This window comes from Ensifer sp. 4252, from assembly GCF_050434565.1.
GTDB lineage: Bacteria > Pseudomonadota > Alphaproteobacteria > Rhizobiales > Rhizobiaceae > Ensifer.
In genome coordinates this window covers 345113-371363 of the sequence record NZ_JBNDIU010000002.1, presented here as the reverse complement: position 1 = coordinate 371363, position 26251 = coordinate 345113, and the positions used below count along the sequence as shown (strand labels likewise).

At 62.8% G+C, this 26251-nt stretch carries 18 protein-coding genes; 11 read left to right on the top strand and 7 right to left on the bottom strand.

Annotated features, from left to right (window positions below; all coding sequences use genetic code 11):
• Nucleotides 1-29: 29 nt before the first annotated feature.
• Nucleotides 30-230: a DUF1674 domain-containing protein gene (locus tag ABIE33_RS08615; RefSeq protein WP_429123870.1), complete on the bottom strand. Its 201-nt coding sequence runs from the start codon at nt 228-230 to the stop codon at nt 30-32.
• A gap of 124 nt (nt 231-354) precedes the next feature.
• Between ABIE33_RS08615 and htpX the strand changes: the two genes are divergently transcribed.
• From htpX to purH, 4 genes are all read left to right on the top strand, one after another.
• The gene (htpX, locus tag ABIE33_RS08610) at nt 355-1317 is read left to right on the top strand and encodes a zinc metalloprotease HtpX (protein WP_429123868.1); all 963 of its coding nucleotides are present in this window, start codon (nt 355-357) and stop codon (nt 1315-1317) included.
• Complete coding sequence (locus ABIE33_RS08605) at nt 1317-2723, top strand: RsmB/NOP family class I SAM-dependent RNA methyltransferase (RefSeq protein ID WP_429123866.1); 1407 nt, start codon at nt 1317-1319, stop codon at nt 2721-2723. The genes htpX and ABIE33_RS08605 overlap by 1 nt, the downstream gene beginning before the upstream one ends.
• A 334-nt stretch (nt 2724-3057) precedes the next feature.
• Complete coding sequence (locus ABIE33_RS08600; RefSeq protein ID WP_429124056.1) at nt 3058-4743, top strand: heparinase II/III family protein; 1686 nt, start codon at nt 3058-3060, stop codon at nt 4741-4743.
• 123 nt (nt 4744-4866) lie between these two features.
• A complete protein-coding gene (gene purH / locus ABIE33_RS08595) occupies nt 4867-6477 on the top strand; it encodes a bifunctional phosphoribosylaminoimidazolecarboxamide formyltransferase/IMP cyclohydrolase (protein ID WP_429123864.1) in 1611 nt (536 codons plus the stop codon).
• 51 nt (nt 6478-6528) lie between these two features.
• On the opposite strand, the gene ABIE33_RS08590 is transcribed toward purH, so the two are convergent.
• Nucleotides 6529-7920: an MFS transporter gene (locus ABIE33_RS08590; RefSeq protein WP_429123862.1), complete on the bottom strand. Its 1392-nt coding sequence runs from the start codon at nt 7918-7920 to the stop codon at nt 6529-6531.
• 125 nt (nt 7921-8045) lie between these two features.
• Nucleotides 8046-12839 (bottom strand): NAD-glutamate dehydrogenase, encoded by a 4794-nt coding sequence (locus ABIE33_RS08585; protein WP_429123860.1) that lies wholly within the window; start codon nt 12837-12839, stop codon nt 8046-8048.
• 282 nt (nt 12840-13121) lie between these two features.
• Here ABIE33_RS08585 and pdxY point away from each other — a divergent pair, with 282 nt between their 5' ends.
• Complete coding sequence (gene pdxY / locus ABIE33_RS08580) at nt 13122-14003, top strand: pyridoxal kinase PdxY (RefSeq protein ID WP_429124054.1); 882 nt, start codon at nt 13122-13124, stop codon at nt 14001-14003.
• Nucleotides 14004-14072: 69 nt separating this feature from the next.
• Nucleotides 14073-14720: a carbonic anhydrase gene (locus ABIE33_RS08575; RefSeq protein WP_429123858.1), complete on the top strand. Its 648-nt coding sequence runs from the start codon at nt 14073-14075 to the stop codon at nt 14718-14720.
• Between the two features lie 69 nt (nt 14721-14789).
• Here ABIE33_RS08575 and ABIE33_RS08570 read toward each other — a convergent pair whose 3' ends face one another.
• Together ABIE33_RS08570 and ABIE33_RS08565 are read right to left on the bottom strand one after the other, a co-directional pair.
• Nucleotides 14790-15611, bottom strand: a complete 822-nt coding sequence (locus tag ABIE33_RS08570) for a lytic murein transglycosylase (protein ID WP_429123856.1) — start codon at nt 15609-15611, stop codon at nt 14790-14792.
• A 310-nt stretch (nt 15612-15921) separates the two neighbouring features.
• Complete coding sequence (locus ABIE33_RS08565) at nt 15922-16956, bottom strand: aspartate-semialdehyde dehydrogenase (protein ID WP_053251133.1); 1035 nt, start codon at nt 16954-16956, stop codon at nt 15922-15924.
• Nucleotides 16957-17341: 385 nt separating this feature from the next.
• Here ABIE33_RS08565 and ABIE33_RS08560 point away from each other — a divergent pair, with 385 nt between their 5' ends.
• From ABIE33_RS08560 to ABIE33_RS08540, 5 genes are all read left to right on the top strand, one after another.
• Nucleotides 17342-19093, top strand: coding sequence for an alkaline phosphatase (locus ABIE33_RS08560; protein WP_429123854.1), 1752 nt, complete (start codon nt 17342-17344; stop codon nt 19091-19093).
• Between the two features lie 110 nt (nt 19094-19203).
• Nucleotides 19204-19668: a hypothetical protein gene (locus ABIE33_RS08555; RefSeq protein ID WP_429124052.1), complete on the top strand. Its 465-nt coding sequence runs from the start codon at nt 19204-19206 to the stop codon at nt 19666-19668.
• A gap of 3 nt (nt 19669-19671) precedes the next feature.
• The gene (locus tag ABIE33_RS08550; RefSeq protein ID WP_429123853.1) at nt 19672-20361 is read left to right on the top strand and encodes an ABC transporter ATP-binding protein; all 690 of its coding nucleotides are present in this window, start codon (nt 19672-19674) and stop codon (nt 20359-20361) included.
• Complete coding sequence (locus ABIE33_RS08545) at nt 20358-21620, top strand: ABC transporter permease (RefSeq protein WP_429123851.1); 1263 nt, start codon at nt 20358-20360, stop codon at nt 21618-21620. The genes ABIE33_RS08550 and ABIE33_RS08545 overlap by 4 nt, the downstream gene beginning before the upstream one ends.
• A gap of 172 nt (nt 21621-21792) precedes the next feature.
• The gene (locus tag ABIE33_RS08540; protein ID WP_429123849.1) at nt 21793-23682 is read left to right on the top strand and encodes an MFS transporter; all 1890 of its coding nucleotides are present in this window, start codon (nt 21793-21795) and stop codon (nt 23680-23682) included.
• Nucleotides 23683-23744: 62 nt separating this feature from the next.
• Here the strand turns inward: ABIE33_RS08540 and ABIE33_RS08535 are convergent, their stop codons facing one another.
• Nucleotides 23745-24434, bottom strand: a complete 690-nt coding sequence (locus ABIE33_RS08535; RefSeq protein ID WP_429123847.1) for a phosphatase PAP2 family protein — start codon at nt 24432-24434, stop codon at nt 23745-23747.
• Nucleotides 24435-24653: 219 nt separating this feature from the next.
• Nucleotides 24654-25766, bottom strand: coding sequence for a 3-isopropylmalate dehydrogenase (gene leuB, locus ABIE33_RS08530; protein ID WP_429123845.1), 1113 nt, complete (start codon nt 25764-25766; stop codon nt 24654-24656).
• Nucleotides 25767-26251: the final 485 nt, after the last annotated feature.

Below are 26251 nucleotides of genomic sequence, written 5' to 3'. Positions count from 1 at the left end.
CGCGTCTCCCGGGCGGCTGGAGAGCTTTCTCAGAAATCGATTGCCCGACCCTTGATTTCCCAGTCGCCAAAGCGGGCCGGGTCGGCCCCGCCGCGACCGCCGATTTCCGTCGGCACAACCTTCTCCGCTTCGGCCTGCCGACGCTCCTCCGCTTCCTTCAATGCGCGCAAGGCAGCGGCAGGCAGCGGCTTTTTCGGGCGGTCGGGGGCATTGTCGTTATCGTTCTGCATCTCGCCAGTATCCGGATTGGTGCATCTGTATTGAAGAACGGGGCATTTGCACCCATCATATAAGGCGCCGTTGCCCGAACGGAAACCCTGATTCACGTGAAACGTCGACGACCCGGAGCCTACCATGAACCTCGTTCGCACCGCCATGCTGCTCGCAGTGATGACCGCCCTGTTCATGGCGGTCGGGTTCGCCATCGGTGGACGTGGCGGCATGATGATTGCCTTCGTCATGGCGGCCGGTATGAATTTTTTTTCCTATTGGAATTCCGACCGCATGGTGCTGCGCATGTATCGCGCGCAGGAGGTCGATGAGCGCAGCGCGCCGGAGTATTACGGTATCGTGCGCGATCTCGCTGAGAATGCCGGCCTGCCGATGCCACGGGTCTATGTGATCGACAGCCCGCAGCCGAACGCCTTTGCTACCGGGCGCAACCCTGAGAACGCCGCCGTTGCCGCTTCGACCGGCCTGCTCAATGCGCTCTCCTACGACGAGGTTGCCGGCGTCATGGCGCATGAGCTGGCGCACGTCCAATATCGCGACACCCTGACGATGACGCTGACGGCAACGCTGGCCGGTGCGATCTCGATGCTGGGAAACTTCGCCTTCCTGTTCGGCGGCAATCGTGAAGGCAACAACAATCCACTCGGCTTCGTCGGGGTTCTGATTGCGATGATCGTCGCGCCGATCGCAGCCATGCTGGTGCAGATGGCAATCAGCCGTACGCGCGAATATTCCGCCGATCGCCGTGGTGCCGAAATCTGCGGCAAGCCGCTGGCTCTCGCCTCGGCCCTGCAGAAGATCGCCGGCGCCGCCCACCGGATTCACAATGACGACGCCGAGCGCAACCCGGCTACCGCGCATATGTTCATCATCAATCCGCTCTCCGGCGAGCGCATGGACAATCTGTTTTCGACCCATCCGAACACGGAAAACCGGATCGCGGCCCTGCAACAGATGGCGCAGGACATGTCCATGGGGTCGACGCCGCCGGTTCGTGCTGATAATCCGGTGCGCAAATCGCGCTCTGTTCCCTCTACCGGTTGGGGTCGCGGTGGTTCCGAACCGCCGAAAGGTCCCTGGTCCTGATGTCTGCCGAAAACAACAACGATTCACGTCCGAAACAAAACCGCTCGCGCAAGGAGCCGGCCAAGTCGAGGCCTGCGCAACAGCCGCGCCCGGAAAAGCCTGGCCTGCGGACGCGGCAAGCGGCGGCAAAAATCCTGGCGGCGGTCGTCGACCGCAAGACATCGCTTGATGGCATGCTCGATCACGAGCATGGAAATCCGGCCTACCGCGAACTGAGCGAGGCCGATCGGGCGCTGGTGCGGGCCATTCTCAATTCGGCATTGCGCCACCTGCCGCGCATCCAGGCGGCAATCGGCTCGATGCTGCAGACGCCGCTTCCGGAGGGCGCGAGAGCTCTCGACCATGTTCTGGCAGTGGCCGCCGCACAGATCCTCTATCTCGACGTGCCTGATCACTCCGCCGTCGATCTTGCCGTGGAGCAGGCGCAAGGTGATCCGCGAAACCGCCGGTTTGCCAATCTGGTGAACGCCGTCCTTCGTCGCCTGTCGCGCGAGAAGGACGCGATCCTGGAGAACCTGCGGGCCGTTCCGGCGATGCCGGACTGGTTCTTCGACAGGTTGGTCGAGCGTTACGGGCGCGAGCACGCCGATCTCATCGCAGAAGCGCAGCTGACGCCGGCGGCGATCGATCTGACTGTCAAGTCAGACCCGGATGGCTGGGCCGAGCGGCTCGGCGGTACGGTGCTGCCGACGGGATCTGTCCGTCTTGCCGAATTCTCCGGCTCGATCCCCTCCTTAGCCGGATTCTCCGATGGCGAATGGTGGGTTCAGGATGCGGCCGCGTCCATCCCTGCCCGCCTGTTTGGATCGCTTGCCGGCAAGAGCGTCGTCGATCTCTGTGCAGCACCCGGTGGCAAGACGGCGCAGCTCATCCTCGCCGGTGCCGAGGTGACGGCGCTTGACCAGTCGTCGAGCCGTTTGCGCCGCCTCAAGGGCAATCTCGAGCGGCTGGGCCTGGAAGCGCAGACGAGGGAAACCAACATGGCCGATTTTCGGCCGGACGAACTCTTCGATGCCGCCTTGCTCGATGCCCCCTGTTCGTCGACCGGAACGACCCGCCGCCACCCGGATGTGCTTTGGACCAAGGGGCCCGAGGACATCGAGAAGCTTGCACTGCTGCAGGAGCGTTTGCTGCGCCACGCGCTGACGGTGGTCAAGCCGGGGGGTATCGTCGTCTTCTCCAATTGCTCGCTTGACCCGCGCGAAGGCGAGGAAGTGGTCGCCCGGGTGGTCGAGGCCGGCGAGGATTACGAGCGTGTGCCGGTTCTGGCCAAGGACTGGCAGGGCCTTGAAGATGCGATCACCCCGCTCGGTGAGGTGCGCACGACGCCGTCGATGTTCCCGCTCGATCCGCCATTCGCCGGTGGACTCGACGGATTCTACGCCGCAGTGATTCGTCGTAAATAAGTCTGGAAAATTCGAGTTGCCGTCCGGAAAGCCTCGGCAACGGGCTGTTTTGTCGTGTTAATTGACGCTTTAAGGCCACGGGCCTATCAAAGACGATAGAATTGATAAAAGTTTAATGATCTTTCCGGCACCATCCGGAGTCACGCGGAGCGCCGCTCTTCCGTTCGGACAGGCAAGGACGCTCTGATATTTTGAAACCGCGCATCGTGTTTCCCGAAAGTCGAATAGCGATTTTCGGGCAACCCTGCGTTAGCGATACTGGCGCGAAAGCCGACGCATCCGTTCGGACGTCTCGAACGGCTTGCTCCAGGAATGAGGAAACCAGCGGGCGTTGATGGTGTTTTCCGGCAGGCGAAGGCTTTCCTATCTGTATGCGCGTGAGGGCTGGCGCCGCGTGTCGCGCCGACTTTCGGTCGGCCGCGTCTCGTCGCTGCGCTTTACCGGTTCGACGCCTGGCCGCCTGATTGTCGCACCGACGGATCTCAGGGCCGTCGATCCCTTCGTCGCCGAGGAGATCCTCGAGGGCCGCTTTCCGCTTGCCGGCCGAGTGCTCGACACCGAGGGCGAATCGCCTTTCGAGATCGACCTGCCGTCGCTGGAATTTGCCGTCCGGCTGCATTCATTCGGCTGGCTCAGGCACCTGCGGGCGATCCGCGAGGATGCCGGCTTCGTTCGCCTGCGGCAGATCGTCGACGATTGGATTGCCACGCACGGCCGCAATTTCGGTGGGATTGCCTGGGATGCCGATGTCATTGCCCAGCGCATCATCGCATGGCTCTCGCATTCGCCGGTGGTCCTGCGCAATGCCGAGCACGGCTTCTATCGCCGCTTCCTGAAAAGCCTGGCCTTCCAGGTTCGTTATCTCCGTCACATCGCCGAAACGGTCAGAGATGGCGAGGCTCGCCTGCGTGTGCGGATGGCGCTTGCCATGGCATCGGTTTCGATGCCGTCGACGCCTTCGGCCATCCGCAAGGCGTCGCGCCATCTCGATTTCGAGCTTGACCGGCAAATTCTGGCCGACGGCAGCCACTTCTCGCGCAGCCCGCGCGCCGGGCTGGAGCTGCTGCTCGATCTGCTGCCGCTGCGCCAGACCTATGTCAATCTCGGGCATGACGTGCCGTCGCGCCTGATCCCCTGCATCGACCGGATGTATCCGGCATTGCGCTTCTTCCGCCATCAGGGCGGCGAATTGGCGCTCTTCAACGGTGCGACGTCGGTGCTGGCGCATGAGCTTGCCTCGGTGCTGCGTTACGATGAAACCGCCGGCGAGCCATTCCGCTCGCTGCCGCTCGCCCATTACGAGCGCCTGTCGATCGAAAACACCGTCGTCATCGTCGATACCGGCCGGCCGCTTTCGGTCGATCTGTCGCGCAGCGCCCATGCCGGCTGCCTCTCGTTCGAAATGTCCTCCGGCAAGACGCGTTTCGTGATCAATTCGGGTGCGCCGAAGTTTGCCGGCGAACGATTCCGCCAGATGGCGCGGATGACCGCCGCCCACTCCACCGTGACTGTCAATGACACGTCGTCCTCGCGCTTCTCGCAGTCACGGTTTCTCGGGCCGATCATGACCAGCGGCGTCTCGCGCGTCGTGGTGGAGCGAAAGGACGAACCGGGTCGTCTCGAATCCGTCACGGCAAACCATGACGGTTATCTCTCGTCGTTCGGGCTTCTGCACGAGCGCGACATCGGCGTGCTGAACGGCGGCCGGATGATCCGCGGGCGCGACCGGCTTTCGCGCGCCGACGGCAGTGATCCTGATGAGACCAACCCGGCCGTGGCGGTCGCCCGCTTCCATATCCACCCGGCCGTCACCATTCGTCAGGACAACGGCCGCGAGATCTATCTGACCGCGCCGGACGGCGAGGTCTGGCTGTTTGCCTGCCAGGATGGCGAGCTGGCGGTCGAGGAGGACATCTTCTTTGCGGATCCATCGGGCATCCGCGCTTCGTCGCAGCTGACGGTCACCTTCGCGGTGGCAAGGCAGCCCGAGATCCAATGGACCTTCTCGCGCACGAACTGACCCCTTATTTTAGGATGTGGGCCTGCCGAGGTTTCTTCGGCCGGCAAGCTATGCTAACGGGCAGCCATCCCAATGGCCGGAGCATCCTCCCGGGCGTCCGGCGCCGCCAAAGGAGCATGGTTGATGGCTGTCGCCTCCAAGAAAATTCCCGCCCCGAACGAGGTTCCAGTCCGGACCGCTCTTCTCTCCGTGTCCGACAAGACCGGAGTCGTCGAGCTTGCCCGTGCGCTCCATGAAAAAGGCGTGCGCCTGGTTTCGACCGGCGGTACGCACAAGGCGCTGTCGCAGGCAGGCCTCCCGGTCAGCGACGTTTCGGACCTGACGGGCTTCCCGGAGGTCATGGACGGACGGGTCAAGACGCTTCACCCGGGTGTCCACGGCGGCCTGCTGGCGATCCGCGACGATGCCGAGCATCAGGCGGCGATGTCGGCGCACGGGATTACCGCGATCGATCTGGCGGTGATTAATCTCTATCCCTTCGAGGAGGTTCGCGCACAGGGCGGCGACTACCCGACGACGGTCGAGAACATCGATATCGGCGGCCCCGCAATGATCCGCGCATCCGCCAAGAACCACGCCTATGTCACCATCGTCACCGATCCGGCCGACTATCCCGTCCTGCTTGAAGAACTCGCGTCGGGCGCGACGAGCTATGCTTTCCGCCAGAAGATGGCGGCCAAGGCCTATGCCCGCACGGCGGCCTATGACGCGGCCATCTCCAACTGGTTTGCCGAAGCGCTCGATACGCCGATGCCGCGCCACCGCGTTCTCGGCGGCGTGTTGAAGGAAGAGATGCGCTACGGCGAAAATCCGCACCAGAAGGCGGGCTTCTATGTTACCGGCGAGAACCGTCCGGGCGTTGCCACAGCTCAGCTGCTGCAAGGCAAGCAGCTGTCCTACAACAATATCAACGACACCGATGCCGCCTTCGAACTGGTAGCCGAGTTCCTGCCGGAAAAGGCGCCGGCTGTCGCGATCATCAAGCATGCCAACCCGTGCGGCGTGGCCACGGCGCCGACGCTGGTCGAGGCCTATCGCCGGGCGCTTGCCTGCGATTCCACGTCCGCCTTCGGCGGCATCATCGCGCTCAACCAGATGCTCGATGCCGAGACGGCCGAAGAGATCGTCAAGCTCTTCACCGAAGTCATCATCGCGCCTGAGGTCAGCGACGAGGCCAAGGCCGTCATCGCTCGCAAGCCGAACCTGCGGCTCTTGACCACCGGTGCCCTGCCGGATCCGCGCATTCCCGGCCTTTCGGCCAAGACCGTGTCCGGCGGCCTGCTCGTCCAGACCCGCGACAATGGCATGGTCGAGGACCTGGAGCTGAAGGTGGTGACCAAGCGTGCACCGACGGCGCAGGAACTGGAAGACATGAAGTTTGCCTTCAAGGTGGCAAAACACGTCAAGTCGAATGCCGTCGTCTATGCCAAGGATGGCCAGACGGCAGGTATCGGTGCCGGGCAGATGAGCCGGGTCGATTCCGCCCGCATCGCCGCGATCAAGGCCGAGGAAGCCGCCAAGGCGCTAGGCCTGGCAACGCCATTGACGCGCGGCTCGGCCGTTGCCTCCGAAGCCTTCCTGCCGTTTGCCGATGGCTTGCTGTCGGCGATCGCTGCCGGCGCCACGGCGGTGATCCAGCCCGGCGGTTCGATGCGCGACGAGGAAGTGATTGCCGCGGCCGACGCGCATGGCGTGGCCATGGTCTTCACCGGCATGCGCCACTTCCGTCACTAAGCGTTCAAGCAGCCTTTGCAGAGCCGCCGTGCGACCCGCACGGCGGCTTTTTCATGCGTTGCGGTTTGCCGGATAAGGCGTGCGCAGCAGGATCAGGAAGCCGACGACGAGGAATGCCACCAGCGCCATCATGCCGATGCGGGCAGAGCCGGTCATGAGCGTGATGGTGGCGACCGAGGCAGGCGCGAGGAACGAGGTGGCCCGGCCGGAGAGGGCGTAGAGGCCAAAATAGCGGCCGGCTTCGTCGATGCTGACGCTGCGCGCCAGATAGGAGCGGGAAGAGGCCTGGACCGGCCCGAAGGCGATGCCGACGAGCAGCCCGTAGACGATATAGGCCCTCTCGGCAGCCGTACCGAAGATACCGCCCGAATCGTCCGTCGGCAGGGGAAGTAGACCGAAGAAAGTGAAGCCCGGGCCGGTCGAGACGATGCCGAGCGTGGCGATGATCAGGCAGACAAGGCTGGCGATCACGATGGTTTTTGAACCGAGGCGCGCGTCCAGCTTACTGGCATAGAGGCATCCACCGATGGCGACGACATTGAGGATGATGCCGTAGATGCCGAGTTCCATGGTCTGCCAGGCGAACATCGCGGCGGCGAAGGTGCCGCCCAGCGCCAGCAGACCGTTGACGCCGTCCTGAAAGATCATGCGGGCAATGAGGAAGCGCAGGATGCCCGGCCTCTGCCTGAGTTCACCGAGCGTACCCTTCAGCTCGCGCAGTCCCGTCCGGGTCGCCTTTGCGAGCGACATGCTCGCCTTCGTCGCGTCGGGCGTGAACAGGAACATCGGAATGATGAAGACGAGATACCAGAGCGCCGATATCGGGCCGGTGATGCGCGCGTCCTCGCCCTTTGCCGGATCGAGCCCGAACAGCGGATCGATGCCGAGCGCGGTCTTGCCGGTTTCCGGATTTCCGGCCAGTAGCGCCACGACGGCGATGAGCACGATCATCCCACCGAGATAGCCGAGCCCCCAGGCTATGTTGGAGATCCGACCGACGTCCTTCTCGTCCACCAGCCGTGTCATCATCGAATCGTTGAAGACGATCGAGAATTCGGCAGCGACGGTGGCAAGCACCATGAAGATGACGGCGTAGATGATCGGCGAGCCGGGGGCGGCAAACCAGAGCATCGCCAGCGATACGATCTTGATGACGGCGAAAAAGCCGATCCACGGCTTGCGCGGTCCGGTGGCGTCGGCGATCGAGCCGAGAACCGGGGAAAGAATGGCGATGATGATGCCGGAGATGGTGAGCGTGTAGCCCCAAAGCGCCTGGCCCTGGGCGTGGTCTTCCGTCAGTCGCGCGACGAAGTAGGGGCCGAAGATGAAGGTAGTGATCACCGTGAAGAAAGGTTGGGCCGCCCAGTCGAACAGCATCCATCCGGCAATGCCGCGACGTGTCGTTGCCGGCTTGCCTGCAGCCCTGTCCGCCGAAATCGCCAATTGCCCCTCCCGGAAATGACTGCGCCGTGCGTTCAGGTGAACGCGCGGCGCAGAAAGATCGTCACATCTCGCCAATCGAGACCGGAAGTGCTCCGGTCCAATGGGCTAGTCCGGGGCGGACTGTGTCATTTCGCCCTGCCGCGTGCAAGGTCGTTGAGCAGACCCGCAGCAACGGTGATCTTGGCAAGCGTGGTCTCGCCCTTCTCGGTCAGGAGCGTCAGCTGGCCGCCGGCGCGTGAAACGCGTTCGCGGTCATTTTCCTGCCAGGCCTGCACCGGATTGCGCTCGCTCTTCTGCTCGCGCAAGGCCGCTGCCGTGATATCGCGTCTGGCACCGGCAATATCCGAGACCGCGCGCGACAGCGCCATAGCCTCGAACTGTTCGGTTGCCGGCACGCGGTCGGCTGCCGCCAGCAGGCGGTTGATCCGCAGCGTTTCGGTCACGGCAAAATAGCCCTGTGCCGTACGGCTCAGCGTTTCACCGGTTTCCGCGGCGATCTGCATGATTTCGGGCACGAGCGTCATCAGCGCCAGTTCCAGGATCTCGTCCGCCAGCTTCTCCGGCACGCCACCGTCGATGAAGGCTGCGGTCTTCACCCGAGCTTCGTCGGCGGTTTCGCCCGAAATCGCGGTGCGCATGGTGCTGCGGAGCTTCTGCAGCCCGTCGCGCAAGCGCGTAACAGCTTCAGAAACCGACCCTGTTGCCGCATGCGTGCGCAGGGCACGCTCCGTCACGAGTGCGAAGATGCGCCCGACTTCCTGGTAGAGCGCGTTCTGGAGTCCACCGCTGATGCGGTTGTCCAGGGCGTCGATCTCGTCATAGATCCGCGGCAGATCGAAGCCATCGAGCGCCAGAACCGCCGCCTTGACGACGTCTGCCGAAAGGAAGCCGGTCGCATCCGTCAAGGTCGAGACGAAGGCGGGGCCGCCGCGATTGATGGTTTCGTTGGCCAGAACCGTCGCGATGATCTCGCGGCGCAGCCGGTGGCCATGGATGTCGCCGGCATAGGTCTTGCGCATCTTGCCCGGGAAGTAGCGTTCCAGTGTCGCCGTGAAATACGGGTCGTCGGGAAGCTCGCTGGCAATCAGCTCGTCGAACAGCACCAGCTTGGAGTAGGACAGCAGCACGCCGATCTCCGCGCGCGTCAGCGGCTTGCCCGCCTGATAGCGCTCGGTCATGGCCTGGTCGGTCGGCAGCGTCTCGACCTTGCGATTGAGATGGCCGTCGGCCTCGAGCCGCGTCATCAAGCGGCCGAGCGTCGTGCGGTTGCCGGCGCCCTGCAGTTCGGTGAGCGAGATCGCCAGCGACTGCTCGTAGTTGTTGCGCAGTACGAGATGGCCGACTTCTTCCGTCATCGACGCCAGCAGCGTGTTGCGCTTCGGCCGGGTCAGGCGGCCATCGCGCATCGCCGAGGCAAGCGCGATCTTGATGTTGACCTCGACGTCGGAAGAGTTGACGCCCGCGGAGTTGTCGATGGCGTCGGAGTTGCAGCGGCCGCCGTTCAGACCAAAGCCGATGCGGCCCTTCTGGGTCACGCCGAGGTTTGCGCCCTCGCCGATGACACGGGAACGAACCTCTTCGGCGGTCACGCGGATCGCGTCATTGGCGCGGTCGCCGACTTCGGCATCCGTCTCGTTGCTGCCGCGCACATAGGTGCCGATGCCGCCGAACCAGAGGAGATCCACCTGGCTCTTCAGGATCGCGTTCATGATCTCGAACGGCGTCGCCTTCTGCTTGTCGATACCGACCGCTGCCATGGCTTGCGGCGTCAGCGTCACCGACTTTTCGGCACGCGAGATGATCATGCCGCCTTCCGACAGCGTCTTGCGATCATAATCCTGCCAGCTCGAGCGCGGCAGGGCGAACATGCGCTTGCGCTCGGTGAAGGAAACATCGGTATCCGGATTCGGATCGATGAAGATGTCGCGGTGGTCGAAGGCCGCAAGCAGCCGGATCTTTTCCGAAAGCAGCATGCCGTTGCCGAACACGTCGCCCGACATGTCGCCGACGCCGGCAACCGTGAAGGGGGTCGTCTGGATGTCGATGTCCATCTCGCGGAAGTGACGCTTGGCGGTTTCCCAGGCGCCACGGGCGGTGATGCCCATCTTTTTGTGGTCGTAACCGGCCGATCCGCCCGAAGCAAATGCGTCGTCCAGCCAGAAGCCGGCTTCCTGGGCGAGACCGTTGGCGGTATCGGAGAACGTCGCCGTGCCCTTGTCGGCGGCAACGACGAAATAGGGATCGTCACCGTCGCGGCGCAGCGTGTCGGCCGGCGGCACGACATCCTGGCCGACGATGTTGTCGGTGACCGACAGCATGGTGCGGATGAAGGTCTTGTAGGCTTCGGTTCCGGCCTTGAACACCTCGTCGCGGTTGCCGCCGACCGGCAATTGCTTCGGATAGAAGCCGCCCTTGGCGCCGACGGGCACGATGACGGCGTTCTTGACCTGCTGTGCCTTGACCAGGCCCAGCACTTCGGTGCGGTAGTCCTGTGCCCGGTCGGACCAGCGAAGGCCGCCGCGGGCGACCTTGCCGAAGCGCAGGTGCACGCCTTCGACTTCGGTGCCGTAGACGAAGATTTCGCGGAACGGACGCGGCTCCGGCAGGCCTTCGAGCCGCTTGGGATCAAGTTTGAAGGCAAGCACCGCGCGCGGCTTTCCGTCGGCGTCCGTCTGGAAGTAGTTGGTCCGGAGCGTCGCTTCGATCGCGTTGACGTAGCGGCGCAGGATCCGGTCCTCGTCGAGGCTCGGTACCGAAGACAGTGCGGTTTCGATCGACGCGATCAGGGTGTTGCATTTCTTGGCGCGCGGCTTTTCCTCGATCGCCGGGTCCATGCGGGTGACGAACAGCTTGAAGATATCGGCGGCAATCGCCGGATACTTGTTCAGCGTGTCGGCGATATAGCCCTGCGAATAGGTGATGCCGGCCTGCCGGAGGTAGCGGGAATAGGCGCGCAGCACCGTCACTTCGCGGGCGTTCAAGCCGGCGAGCAGGATCAGCCTGTTGAAGTTGTCGTCCTCGATCGTGCCGTTCCAGGCGGCGAGGAAGGCTTCCTCGAGCGCCGCACCCGACTTGTCGAGATTAAGTGCAAGGCCGTCGCGGTGGATCAGTTCCATGTCGTGCAGCACGACGCGGTGCTTGTCCTCGCCGTGCTTGCCGACGTTGAGATCGTAGGTCTGCTCGCTGATGACGCGGAAACCGAGGTTTTCGAGCAGAGGCACGCGGCGCGAAAGCGATACGGGCTCGCCGGCGTGGAAGATCTTCAGCTCCGCCGTGTCCGGACGGTTTACCGGGCGGTTGTAGTGATAGAACGAGATCCGGATCGGATCTTCCGCCTTGCAGGCGGCGATATCGGCGAGATCGGCATAGGCCTCGGCCGGTGCAAAAGCTGCCTGATAGGCTCCGCCAACGCTAAGCTCGATGCCGTCCTTGCGCGCAAGCAGGTCGAAGCGATCGATCCAGCGCGTGACGATGCCGCGTACGGCCTCTTCGAGCTTCGCCTGCGGGATGCGCGGGGTCTTGCCGCTGGTGCGGCCGATGATGAAGTGCACGCGCGCCAGACCACCCTCGGGGAAGGCCGGGTAGTAGGCCGAAACGCGGCCGTCATAGGCCGTCTTCAGATAGTCCCCGATCTTCTCGCGAACATCGGAATCATATTGTTCGCGCGGCACGAAGACGATGACCGAAACGAAACGGTCGAAATGGTCGATGCGCGGCAGCACGCGGATGCGCGGACGGTCGCCCAGCTCGTTGATCTGTTCGCAGAAGGCGGCGAGCAAGCCGACGTCGATCTGGAAGAGATCGTCGCGCGGGTAGGATTCGAGCGTGTTATCGAGCATCTTGCCGGAGTGGCTCTGCGGGTCGTAGCCGAAATGGTCGACGATCTTCTCGATCTTGTGGCGCAGCAGCGGAATTTCCGCCGCCTGGCGGGTGTAGGCCGAGGAGGTGAACAGGCCGACGATGCGCAGCTCGCCGGCGACATTGCCGTCGGCATCGAAACGCTTGACGCCGATGTAGTCCATATAGGCGCGGCGGTGCACGACCGACTTCACATTGGCCTTGGTGACGATCAGGAAATCCGGGCTTTCGAGGAAGGCCAGGATCTCCGGTGTGGTCAGAACCGCGTCCTTGCCCTGGCGCAGCACGCGCACATCGGGGTTGGAAAGGATGCCGAGGCCCCTGCCCTTGCCGCGCTCGACCGTCGCCTTCCCGCCCTTGCCCGAATAGGTATATTCGCGCATGCCGAGGAAGGTGAAGTTGTTGTCCCTGAGCCAGCGAAGGAAGGCGAGCGCTTCGTCGCGGTCGCTCTTCTTGCGCGAGGCACTATAGTCCTCGAGCTCCTTCATCGCGTGGTCAAGCAGCGTTGTCATCGCCGGCCAGTCGTGCACGGCCTGATGAACCTGTTCGAGCACATCGCGGATACGGTTGCTCAGCGATTGCGCTTCCGTCGGCGTCAGCTTGTCCAGGTGGATCTGGATGTGGCTGATCCGTTGCGCCGGATCGCTCGGTTCGTCCGGGTCGAACAGCTTGACGGGCTTGCCCGGCTCCTGGACGAGAATGGGATGGATGGCGAGATGGATGTCGCGGTGCGTGGTCGTCACCTCACCCATGACCGAATCATAGAGGAACGGCATGTTGTGTTCGGTTACGGCAATGATCGAAACCTCGGTGCCGCCAGGCGCAACGCCGGGCACCGTTTCAACCGAAACCTGAGGTTTACCGCCGTCCCAGCGCGCGAGTTCGCTTCTCGCATGGGCCGCCGTCAGTGCCAGCATGTCCGCCGAATAGAGATCGAGGTCGTCGTTGCTGGCCCCGCCGAAGAGGATCTCCGGCGCCAGCGCGTCGGTGCCCAGTTTGAGGGCGGCCGCCTTCGCTGCGTCGATGTGTCTGTCCCGCTTCGGATTGTATTTCACGCCCATGAAGTTTCTCCCATTCATGATAGGCTAGACCCTATCAGAACCTTGGCTAATGGCGACCGCTTTTTATGACGATTTCGGCAAAACCGAGCCTAAAATCGGAGAATCTCGCGTGAAAACAGCTTAAATCCATTTAAATCGAAGGCGAATTGGCAAAAATTGCTCGAATTTCGGTGAAAAAGCACGAAAACGCCAGCGGCTCGTGCGGAGCCTGTCTGCCATAGCCTGTTGACATGGCGGTGACAGTCGGTGATCAGAGTTCAAATCGAAGGATTGGACTGGCTGATGCCCGAAATGCCCTCCTTGCCTGGCGCCGTCATTGTCATCTCTAGTCATGTGGTCCGAGGTACCGTCGGCAATCGGGCGGTCGTTTTTGCCTTGGAGACGCTTGGCCACCCCGTCTGGGCTCTGCCGACCGTCATTCTGCCCTGGCATCCCGGCCATGGCCGTTCGACGCGCATCACGATCCCGGACGCGGAATTCCAGTCGGTGATCGACGATCTGGCTCAGGCGCCCTGGGCCGGCGAGGTCGGGGCGGTGCTGTCAGGCTATCTCGGTTCGGCAGACCAGGCGGACGGCGTTGCTCGGCTGGTGACGGCCCTGCGCGCCCGCAATCCGGATCTCGTCTATGCCTGTGATCCCGTCATCGGTGATGCCGAAGGGCTCTACGTGCCCGAAGCGACGGCGATCGCCATCCGCGACCGGCTGTTGCCGCTCGCAAGCCTCGCCACGCCCAACCGCTTCGAACTGGCCTGGCTTGCCGGTGCGACGCTCGAGACCAATGCGGCAATCCTTGATGCAGCACTTGGGCTCGGTCCCTCGCGCATGCTGGTCACCTCGGCGATCCCGATGATGAACGGCGGCACGGGAAATCTCTATCTCTCTGGCAATCATGCGCTGCTCGCTGAACACCGGCTGATCGAGAACCCGCCGAACGGCACGGGCGATCTGCTGGCGGCGGTGTTCCTGGCGCGGCTGCTGGATGGGCTTTCCGAGGAGCGCGCGCTTCAGATGGCGACAGCCAGTGTTTTCGAAATTATCGCGCGCACGGTCAAGCGCGGCGCCGATGAACTGACGCTGGAACAGGATGCGTCCAGTCTCTCGACACCCATGGCGATGGTGCAGATGCGGCGTTTGCTGCATCCGAGCCAGATGCGCCGGAAATAGAAGAAGCTGTTCACGGCTCGCCGTCGGATGGCTTGGTGGATTGAACTCTCGACAGCAGCGGGGTAACCGATGGATATGCAGCGTTTTCCGGACCACCTTCTGAACGGCTATCATAACTTCATGAATGGTCGCTTCAGCGAACAGCAGCAGCGTTACAAGACATTGGCGGACAGCGGGCAGAAGCCCAAGACCATGGTCATTGCCTGTTGTGACTCCCGGGCAGCGCCCGAGACGATCTTCGACAGTGGTCCGGGCGAGCTTTTCGTCGTGCGCAACGTCGCCAATCTCATGCCGCCCTACGAGCCGGACGGACACTATCATTCGACGTCGGCAGCGCTGGAATTTGCCGTCCAGTCGTTGCGCGTCAGCGATATCGTCGTCATGGGCCATGGACGCTGCGGCGGCATCAAGGCTGCGCTCGATCTGGACGCCGAACCCCTGTCGCCGGGCGACTTCATCGGTCGCTGGATGCACCTCTTGAAACCGTCCGCCGAACAGATCCAGAGCAACGACGTGATGACCCAGGCCGAGCGGCAGCGCGCGCTGGAGCGGGTCTCCATCCGCAACTCGATCGCCAACCTGCGCACCTTCCCCTGCGTCCAGATTCTCGAATCGAAGGGCAAGCTCCAGCTTCACGGTGCCTGGTTCGACATCTCGACCGGCGAGCTCTGGGTGATGGATCCGAAGACCGGCGATTTTGCCCGTCCCGGCATGTGATCGGCATCAACGAAAAAGCCCGGTCTTTTGAACCGGGCTTCGTCATCTGCAAATCGCTGATAGTGGCGATCAGTCGCCGTCGATTTCGGCGCCGATGATGGCGATGGCCTGCTGGTAAACGCTGGCGGCGTTCCAGCCCTGGATCGCGCCGAAATTGGCCTGTCCCGACTGATATCCGGCGCCCGGCTGCCAGCCGTGTCCACGCAGGAAGTTCGCGGTCGAAGCAAGCGCGTCGGCCTTCGAGCGGACCATGTCGATATGGCCGTTGCCATCGCCGTCGACGCCGTATTTCAGAACGTTTGCCGGAAGGAACTGGGTCTGTCCGATTTCACCGTGGGCAGCGCCGCGTGCGGCCGGGCTCAGATCGCCGCGCTGGACGAGCTGGAGCGCCGCATAGAGCTGGTTGGTGAAGTAGTCGGAGCGGCGGCAGTCATAGGCGAGCGTCGAAACGGCAGAGAGGGTATGCTCCTTGCCCATGAAGCCGCCAAAGCCGGTTTCCATGCCCCAGATGGCGATCAGCGGGCCGGCCGGCACTCCGTAACGCCGCTCGATGCTGTTAAAGAGCGCCGCATTCTGGGCCTTCATCTTCTTGCCGCGCGAGATGATCGTCTGACCGCCACGCTTCTGCATGAACTGGCTGAGAGAGAGCTTGAAGCTCTTCTGGCCGCGGTCGGCGCGGATCGTCGCCTTATTGTAGGCAACGCCGGAGAGCGCCTTGTCTAGCGCTGCAGGGCTGATGCCGTTGCCGGCTGCTTCCTGCTTGAATTGCGTCAACCAGGCTGCAAAACCGCTGCCGTCGTTGCCGCACTGTGCCGCTGAAGCGGTCGCCGGAAGGATCGCCGTTGAAATCAGGGCCGCAAGCCCAATCGCTACGCACTTTGCCGTGTGCATGAAATACCCCGTCATTGCCCAATCTGATTGCCGTTACAAAGATGCCAGCCTTTGCCGGCTCTGTCACCCGCCCCTCATTGGCGGAAATTCTCTACTGCATAATTCCTTTAAATCGGAATCGATTTAAGGGCAAAATTATGCAGCAACTCAAAGTGTTACAGCGACCTTTGCGCGTCTAAATGGACGCGCGGCGCTGTAATGATTTCACGTGAATCCGATCAATCTTGCACACGGATCCGTGAAACAGGAAACCCCGCAGGCCGACAACGGGCCAGGCGGGGTTCTTATTTGTGCTTTACCGTCTGTTTGTTCAGGCGGCCTGCTTCTTGGCGCGGATCAGACCGCGGTTGATGAGCAGCTCGGCGATCTGGATCGCGTTGAGTGCCGCACCCTTGCGCAGGTTGTCGGAAACGACCCAGATGTTGAGGCCGTTTTCGACCGTTGCGTCTTCGCGGATGCGCGAGATGTAGGTCGCGTCTTCGCCGGCGCACTCGTAAGGCGTGACGTAGCCGCCGTTCTCGTGCTTGTCGACGACCAGGCAACCCGGTGCTTCGCGCAGGATATCGCGTGCCTCGTCAGCGGTGATCTCGTTTTCGAACTCGATGTTGACCGATTCCGAATGGCCGATGAAGACCGGAACGCGCACGGCCGTGCAGGTCACCTTGATCTTCGGGTCGAGCATCTTCTTGGTTTCAGCCAGAACCTTCCACTCTTCCTTGGTGTAGCCGTCTTCCATGAAGACGTCGATGTGCGGAATGACGTTGAAGGCGATGCGCTTGGTGAACTTCTTCGATTCGATCGGGTCGGCAACGAAGACCGCACGGGTCTGGTTGAAGAGTTCGTCCATGCCGTCCTTGCCGGCGCCGGACACCGACTGGTAGGTCGAGACGACGACGCGCTTGATCTTGGCGTGGTCGTGCAGCGGCTTCAGCGCGACGACGAGCTGGGCGGTCGAGCAATTCGGATTGGCGATGATGTTCTTCTTGGTGAAGAGCGAGATCGCGTCCGGGTTGACCTCCGGCACGATCAGCGGAACTTCGGCGTCGTAGCGCCAGGCCGAGGAATTGTCGATGACGACGCAACCCTGCTGGCCGATCTTCGGCGAATACTTCAGCGAAACCGCGCCGCCGGCCGACATCAGGCAGATATCGGTATCGGAGAAATCGTAGTTTTCGAGGTTCTTGACCTTGAGCGTCTTGTCGCCGAAGGAAACTTCCGTGCCCTGGGAACGGGCGGAAGCAAGGGCAACCACTTCATCGGCGGGAAAGCCGCGTTCCGAAAGGATGTTCAGCATCTCCCGGCCGACATTGCCGGTGGCGCCTGCGACTGCAATCTTGAAACCCATGATCTAAGCTCTCTCTTTCTGTCTCTCCTCGTCGGGTGGAGGGGGAAGCCGCGCGATCCGCCGCGAGGGTTCCTGTCCCCGGCCAAACCGGGGAGAGAGCGGAGGGCCAGAGACGTCAGACGGTTTTCGTCGTCGTTTTGGCCGTTGTTTTGAAGGAAGCTGGAAAACGCATATTCCGCCCGGCGATTTCTACCAGGACGCTGCTGTCAGCGAAGTTGTGTTCGCGGCGAAGCATGGAATGCCTTCCTTTCCGAGGCTCCTAATAATTGTTTCTATCGGCGAGTCAAGCGTGCGATGCTTGGCGCCGGCAAACGTGATCGCAAATGTCATGGCGCTGTCATCGCGTTACGACCGCGCAATCCGACACCTCAAAGGGACGATTGCCATGCGCACGCTTCTTGCCACCCTCTTTGCCACAACGGTTCTGGCCCACGCAGCCCAGGCCGCGGACGTCTATCCTATTGATCGCGCAACTATACTTGCCGGTTCTCCGTTCGATTTCAAGGTCGAGCTCAAGGGCGCCGTCAAGGCGGAAGACATCAAGGTGACCGTCAACGGCCAGGACTACAAGGCAGCGCTCGGCGCCGAAGCCGCCTATGTCGCGATGGAAAAGGGCAAGGAAGACAAGGAACTCGGCTCGGCGCTGTTGCTGCGCAATGCAATCATCGGCGCACCCGGCAGCTACAGGGTCGAAGTGACGGCCGGAGAGCAGACGAAGACCGTGACCTGGGACGTCTTTGCCACGGCCGAGCAGCCGAAGGTCAAGAACGTCATCTTCCTGTTGGGCGACGGCCTTTCGGTCGCGCATCGCACCGCCGCCCGCATCATGTCGAAGGGCATGACCGAGGGTAAGGCCAATGGCCGCCTCAACATGGACGATCTCGAGCGCATGGCCTTCATCGGCACGTCGGCGACTAACTCGATCGACACCGACAGCGCCAACACCATGTCGGCCTATATGACCGGCCACAAGACCGTCATCAACGCGGTGGGCGTTTATGGCGACCGCACGCCCGACAGCCTCGACGATCCGCGGGTCGAGACCATCGCCGAAGCGCTTCGCCGCCAGACGCAGAAGTCGATCGGCCTCGTCACCACCTCAGAAATCGAGGACGCCACGCCGGCGGCCGTCGTCTCCCACACCCGCAACCGCAACGACAAAGCCGAAATCGTCGGCATGATCTACGACGTCAAGCCGGAGGTCGTTCTTGGCGGCGGCTCGGCCTATTTCCTCGGCAAGGAGACGCCCGGCTCTAAGCGCAAGGACAACCAGGACTACATCAAGCTTTTCCAGGAAGCCGGTTATGCGCTTGCGACCGACAAGACCGAGCTTGCCAATGCGCCCGCCGATGGCAAGCTTCTCGGCCTGTTCCACACCGGTAACATGGACGTGACGCTTGATCGCGAGTTCCTGAAGAAGGGCACGGTCGAAAAATTCCCGGGACAGCCAGGCCTCGTCGACATGACGAAGACGGCGCTCGACAGGCTGTCGAAGAACGAAAACGGCTTCTTCCTGATGGTCGAGGGCGCCTCGATCGACAAGATGAGCCATCCGCTCGACATGGAGCGCGCCGTCGTCGAGACCATCGAGTTCGACCAGGCGGTCGGCGTTGCCCGCGAGTTTGCGAAGAACAACCCGGATACACTGGTCGTTGTTACCGGCGACCATACCCACGGCGTCTCGCTGCTCGGCATCATCGATGACACCGTCGAGGCCAAGGAAGGCCGCGACAAGGTCAAGACCGGCGCTTCGGCGGGCTTCCCGAACTACACCGACGAGAACAAGGACGGCTTCCCCGACAAGATCGATGCGAGCCGTCGTCTGGCGATGTTCGTCTCCAACTTCCCCGACTACTACGAAACCTTCAGCCCCAAGCTGGATGGCCCGTTCGAACCGGCGGTAAAGAACGAGAAGGACGAGTATGTCGCCAACGAAGCCTACAAGGACATGCCAGGCGCGGTCCTGCGCGTCGGCATTCTGCCGAAGGACGAAAGCACCGGCCAGCACACGGTCGATGATGTCGTCCTGCAGTCGGAAGGCCCGGGCAGCGAAGGCTTCAGGGGCTACATGGAGCAGAGCGACGTCTATCGCGTCCTCGTCGACGCCCTTGCTCTCGGCGTGAAGCAGACCAACTGATCATTTGAACCCTGCCTCCTCCCCGAAAACGGGGAGGAGGCTTCATGCTGACGTTCATTCCCGGCCTCATCATGCCCATGCGCTGCCGGGGCACTATTGGCGATAAGACGATGACCCTACCGACACCCATGTCCTTGAGCCGTCGGGCCGTGCTCGGCCTGATCGCCGGCGCGGCTGTTGCGTTCGACGGGCGCGCTGCCTTGGCCGACGCCAGCCTCACCTTCGATGAGCTTTATGGCAAGGTGAGCGTGCTCGGTCTCGAATTCTCGCAAAAGGTGAAGAGCCTTGCCGGCCAGGACGTCCGCATGCGCGGCTTCATGGCGCCGCCGCTCAAGGCAGAGGCGGCGTTCTTCGTGCTGACGGAAATTCCGATGGCGCTTTGCCCTTTCTGTTCGTCGGATTCCGACTGGCCGGACAATATCGTCGTCGTCTATCTCGGGGAGAAGCAGACCTTCGTGCCGCCCGGCCAGACGATCGAGGTTCACGGGACGCTGGAGGTCGGCTCCTGGACAGACCCGGAGACCGGGTTCGTCAGCCTGCTGCGCCTGCGCTCATCCCAGTTCTACACGGTCTAGCGCATGCTTGGTCTTCAGCTCGAAGGGGTCGGTGTCAGCTTTCCGGGACTCGCAGCGCCGGCTCTTGCGATCGACGGCCTCGGCGTCGCCGCCGGCAGCCGTGTGGCGCTCACCGGTGCGTCCGGGTCCGGCAAGAGTACGCTGATCAGCATCCTGACCGGGCTCGAGCGGGTCGGCCAGGGCCGCATCATCTGGGGCGATGTCGACATCTGCACGCTCTCCGAAGGCGCTCGCGATCGCTGGCGCGGCGCAAACATCGGCCTCGTCCTGCAGGATTTTCACCTTTTCCCCGGCCTCAGCGCGCTGGAAAATGTTCTGCTGCCAGCAAGGCTTTCCGGCGCCATGACCCGTGATGTCGGCGCGCACGCGGAACATCTGCTGCGGCGCGTCGACCTCGTCCGCCCGACCCAGATGATTGAAACCATGTCGCGCGGCGAGATGCAGCGTGTGGCGATTGCCCGCGCCCTGTTGCGCAGGCCCGGCGTGGTCATTGCCGACGAGCCGACCGCCAGCCTCGACAGCGAGGCCGGCGAGACCGTCTGTGACCTACTGCTCGAGCTTTCCCGCGAAAGCGGCTGCACCCTCATCGTTGCGACGCACGACCTGGGGCTTATGCGGCGTATGGACCGTCGCATCCGGCTTGCCGCCGGGCGCATCGTCGAAGACGGCCTCATCGAGGAGCGCGCGGCATGATAGGCTTCATCCTTGCGGATCTGCGGCGTCTCTGGGCCGGCTCGCTCGTCGTCGTCCTTCTGGTTGCGCTGGCGACGGCGCTCGGCGTCGCCGTCACATTGCAGGAGCGTGCGCTTCGGCTCGGCAGCGCGCGCGCAGCCGACAAATTCGACCTCGTGATCGGGGCGCCGGGCAGCGAGACGCAGCTCGTGCTGTCATCGATCTTCCTTCAGCCCTCGCCGCTGCCTCTGATGGACGGCACCGTTCTGCCGCGACTTCTTGCCGATCCGCGCGTCGCCTCCGCAGCGCCGGTCGGTTTTGGCGACAGCTTTGGCGGTTATGCCGTCGTCGGTACCTCCACTGGGCTGGTCAGCGAACTCGAACAGCTTGCCGAGGGGCGTGTCTTTACCGTCCTCGGCGAGGCGGTTGCCGGCGCGGCCGTCGACCTGCCGCTCGGTTATACAGTCAAGCCGACCCATGGACTTGCCGAACTCGGCGGCCACGCCCACACGGAACTCTCTTACCGCATTGTCGGGCGGCTCAAGCCCACGGGCACCGCCTGGGACCGCGCCATTCTGGTGCCGATGCAGGCGGTCTGGGCGCTGCATGGAATGGAAGCAGCCGACCACGACGATGCCGATGGCCACGACGACCACGCCCATGTCGAGACCGCGTCCGGTACCGAGGCGGATCACCCGCATATCGATGCGGGCGCTGCACTCGTCGAGGATTGGAGCAAGGCCACGCCCGGCCTGCCCGCGATCCTCGTCAAACCGAAGTCGATCGCCGACGCCTACAAGCTCCGGCAGGACTACCGCAGCAACAAGACGCTGGCGGTTTTTCCCGGCGAGGTGCTGACGAACCTCTATGCGACGCTTGGCGATGCCAAGCGGGTGCTCGTGGGGGTAACGACGGGCTCCCAGGTTCTGGTCGCAGCCGCGATCCTGCTCGTCACGATCCTCCACGTCGCCCAACGCCGACGGCAGATCGGGGCGCTTCGGGCATTCGGCGCGCCGCGCACGGTGGTGTTTGTCATCGTCTGGAGCGAACTGTTTGCTCTGATCGCGGCCGGTGTGCTGCTCGGTTTCGCGCTCGGCTTCGGTGCCGCAAAGTTCATAGCCGGATATCTTTCCAGTGAGAGCGGCGTTGCCATGCCCGTCATGTTTGCTGCCGGCGACGGGTTTCTTGTCTCTGCCATTCTCGCCTTCGCCGCCTGCCTCGCCGTTCTTCCAGCCATGCTCGCCTACCGTCAATCGCCGGCGGCAGCCCTTCGCGCCTGAGATCCCCTAGGCTTGTTAGACGAAAGTCATAAGCCGAAAGCATCCCTGCCTGCGGCCCTTCTTTTCTGACATCCTGTGATCAGGCGCACCACGTTCGGACGTTCAAGGGAGGAATGTCCGAGCCAGCCAATGGGCGCTCCAATGGGCTGTTTTGGAGTGGAGGATAAACAAAATGGCAAATGTCGCGACAGCGGACGACGCAAAAGCACGTCCGATGACCGGCGAGGAGAAGAAGGTCATCTTCGCCTCGTCGCTTGGTACCGTGTTCGAATGGTACGATTTCTATCTCTACGGTTCGCTCGCCGTTTACATCGGCGCGACCTTCTTCAGCTCCTACCCGGAAACGACGCGAAACATCTTCGCGCTTCTGGCGTTTGCTGCGGGCTTCCTGGTTCGCCCGTTCGGCGCTCTGGTCTTCGGTCGCCTCGGCGACCTCGTCGGCCGTAAGTACACCTTCCTCGTGACGATCCTGATCATGGGTCTGTCGACCTTCCTGGTCGGCATCCTGCCTGGCGCTGCCTCCATCGGCATTGCCGCACCGATCCTGCTTATCGCCCTGCGCATGCTGCAGGGCCTGGCGCTCGGCGGTGAATATGGCGGTGCTGCAACCTACGTGGCCGAACATGCGCCGCACGGACGCCGCGGTTACTTCACCTCCTGGATCCAGACGACGGCGACTCTCGGTCTGTTCCTGTCGCTGGTGGTGATCCTGCTCGTCCAGTTCCTGGTGGGCAAGGAAGCCTTCGCTGCCTGGGGCTGGCGCATTCCCTTCCTGGTTTCGGTCGTGCTTCTCGGCGTTTCCGTCTGGATCCGCCTGAAGATGAACGAATCGCCGGCCTTCAAGAAGATGAAGGAAGAGGGCAAGGGCTCCAAGGCACCGCTGTCGGAAGCTTTCGGCCAGTGGAAGAATGCCAAGATCGCGCTTCTGGCGCTGTTTGGTGCCGTCGTCGGCCAGGCCGTCGTCTGGTACTCCGGTCAGTTCTATGCGCTGTTCTTCCTGACGGGCGTGCTCAAGGTGGACGGCCAGTCGGCCAATATCATGGTCGCAGCTTCGCTCTTGATCGGTACGGGCTTCTTCGTGCTCTTCGGCTGGCTCTCCGACAAGATCGGCCGCAAGCCGATCATCATGGCCGGCCTGCTGCTTGCCATGCTCACCTACTTCCCGCTGTTCAAGGCTCTGACCTGGGCCGGTAACCCGGCACTCGCCCAAGCTCAGGCAACCGTCCGCGCGACGGTGACTGCAGCCCCCGGCGATTGCAAATTCCAGTTCAACCCAACGGGCACGGCGAAGTTCACCACCTCGTGCGACATCGCAACCGCGTTCCTCACCAAGAATTCGGTGCCCTATGACGTCGTCACGACGGCAGCCGCCGGTACGCCGGCAACGGTCAAGATCGGCGAAACCACGATCAACAGCTACGATGCGGTCGCCGCAGGCGATGGTGCCAAGGCTGCAAACGGTGCCTTCGAAAAGCAGACCAACATGGCGCTTCACGATGCCGGCTATCCGCTGGTTCGTGGTGCGGCGAAGGTTCCGGAATCCAAGCTCGATGGCTTCGTTGCCGCCAACCCGGAACTGGCCCTTGATGCCGCTGCCGTTCGCGGTGGCGAAAAGACCATGGTTCCGGCCGACAAGCTCGTCGCTGACAAGCTGTTGACGAAGGACGAAGTCGGCACCGCCACCGAAATGGCCGTGTACACGATTGCCAAGGGCGGCACCTTCGCGATGGTGGCGGATCCCGCCAACGTCAACTGGACGAAGATCATCGCCGTTCTGACCGTTCTCGTCATCTACGTGACGATGGTCTACGGCCCGATCGCCGCCCTGCTGGTCGAAATGTTCCCGACCCGCATTCGCTACACCGGCATGTCCCTGCCCTACCACATCGGCAACGGTTGGTTCGGCGGTCTGCTGCCGGCCACGGCCTTCGCGATGAGCGCGGCCCAGGGCGATATCTACTACGGTCTCTGGTACCCGATCGTCTTTGCGGGCATCACCCTGGTCATCGGCATGCTGTTCCTGCCGGAAACCAAGGACCGCGACATCCACGCGATGGAGTAAACACTTCCCCGAGAGGCATCACGGCTCTCCTGACTCCGGCGCGGTCTTCCGCGCCGGCTTTTTTATGGGCGTGAGCCCGACCGTTTGGGGATGGGCCAGCCTCCCTCATCGGCTCGGAAAAGCCAGCCGCGCTTGGCGAAGAGAAACGCCACCATCATGGATGTCCAGAGGCCGAGCAGCAGTCCGGCGGCAACGTCGCTCGGGTAATGGGCGCCGACGATGACGCGCGAGACGCCGATCACCAGCGCCAGCGCGAAGAAGAACGGCCGAAGCTTCGGCAAGAGCATGGCAAAGACGCCGAAAAAGGCGCCCGCTGCCGTCGAATGACCCGATGGAAAGCTCTCGAACAGGGTGTCGCCGGTAAACGGCGTCAGGCTGTAGGCGCCGAGATCGACCAGAAGCTCGGGCCTTGCCCGCCCGATCAGGAACTTCAGCGCATGCACGAGCACGCTGGCCGTGCCGATCGTCAGCAAGAAGTAGGCGGCAAGGTTGCGCACGGTGCGGGCTTTGCGCTGAAGCAGCGCCTGTCGAACCGCACGCCGCAGGATGAAGGCGACGGCAAGCATAAAACCCGAGAGAGAGATCATCCAGCCGAAGGTACCGAAGTCGGTGATCAGGCGGTTGAAGGCGATGATGCTCTCGGGCAGGGCCTGCGCCCGCGTCGACAGAAACGGATCGAGCGGAATGAGGGCGAGCACGAGGATCAGTGTCGTCACAAGGATCCATCCGGTTGATGCGAGTGGTCGGTTCATGGTTGCCTTTCCAAACGGTCTGCCTGCGCAATGCGTCTATTCGCTTTCGCAAACTGCGTCAGGTGCGGTGTGTCCCGGCACCGCCTGCTCACGGAATTTGCCTGCATGTGTCGGTTCGGCCGCCAAATTCAAGACGGCCCAACGTAAAACACCTCCGGATCGCTCCGGAGGTGTGGTGGAAAATTGGGGGGCGCCGTCCGAGCGGTGCCTTTTCGCCAATTAGGCCGAAAGAGCCTTGAATTCGGAGAGGATGGCTTCGCCCATCTCGACGGTTCCGACCTGGCGTGCGCCTTCGGCCATGATGTCGCCGGTGCGGATGCCCTTGTCGAGCACGGTGGCGATCGCCTTCTCCAGATTGTCGGCGTCCTTCGTGAGGTTGAAGGAGTAGCGCAGGCACATGGCAAACGAGGCGATCATGGCGATCGGGTTGGCGATGCCCTTGCCGGCAATGTCCGGTGCCGAGCCATGCACCGGCTCATAGAGCGCCTTGCGCTTGCCGGTGACGCCATCCGGTGCGCCGAGCGAGGCTGAAGGCAGCATGCCGAGCGAACCGGTCAGCATCGCTGCGACATCCGAGAGCATGTCGCCGAACAGGTTGTCGGTGACGATGACGTCGAACTGCTTGGGCTGGCGCACCAGCTGCATGCCGCCGGCATCGGCCAGCATGTGCTCGAGCCCAACGTCGGAATATTTCGCCTTGTGGGTTTCGGTCACCACCTGGTTCCACAACACGCCCGACTTCATGACGTTGCGCTTTTCCATCGAGCAGACGCGGTTGTTGCGGGTGCGTGCCAGCTCAAAGGCGACGCCGGCGATGCGCTCGATTTCGTAGGTGTCGTAGACCTGGGTGTCGATGCCGCGCTTCTGGCCGTTGCCGAGATCGATGATTTCCTTCGGCTCGCCGAAATAGACGCCGCCGGTCAGCTCGCGCACGATCAGGATGTCGAGACCCTCGACCAGTTCCGGCTTCAGCGACGATGCGGCGGAAAGCGCCGGATAGCAGATGGCCGGGCGCAGGTTGGCAAACAGTTGCAGATCCTTGCGCAGCCTGAGAAGACCGGCTTCCGGACGGACATCATAAGGCACGGCATCCCATTTCGGACCGCCGACGGCGCCAAACAGTACCGCATCGGCGGCAAGCGCCTTGGCCATGTCCCCTTCCGAAATCGCCTGGCCGTGGGCGTCATAGGCCGAGCCGCCGACAAGGCCTTCATCGGTCACGAAGCCGGCACCAAGCTCGGCATTCATGTAGGCGATGATGTTGCGGACTTCCGCCATGGCTTCCGGGCCGATGCCGTCGCCGGGCAGAAGGAAGAGATTGCGCACTGTCATGGAAGGTCCTTCTCGCGGGGAAAACTCGCGCGCGTCTTAGCGCAACTTCGTATCGAGGGAAATGATCGCGACGAAAGAATTGTGCGCCAACATCCCTGTCCCACGCCGGTTCCCGGAGAAACAGCGCACACGCCGAAAGGGTGGAATTCTCACGTCCACGGCCTGAAGCCGCAACGCCCGCACACACGGAAAAGGATCAAGACCATGCGCAGTTTCACCCACGAGATCACGACGCTTCTCGGCGCCAGTGTCAAAGCCCTCGTCTTCGGCAACCGCCGAGCGAGCGGCTCCCGTCGCTAGAACGCGCTTCTTCGCGTCGCTGCATGCCGCCACCCTTCGGTAGAAGTCTGTCTTGCCGCTGGCGCCTTCCGATTTTCGCGCAGCAACCCGCGCGCCTGGAAATCCTGCTGCCCCCTTGCAGTTCTCGTCTCCCCATTCCCTCAGGGGCTGCCTTTCCGCTTGACGGAATCGCCGGCTGGGGATCG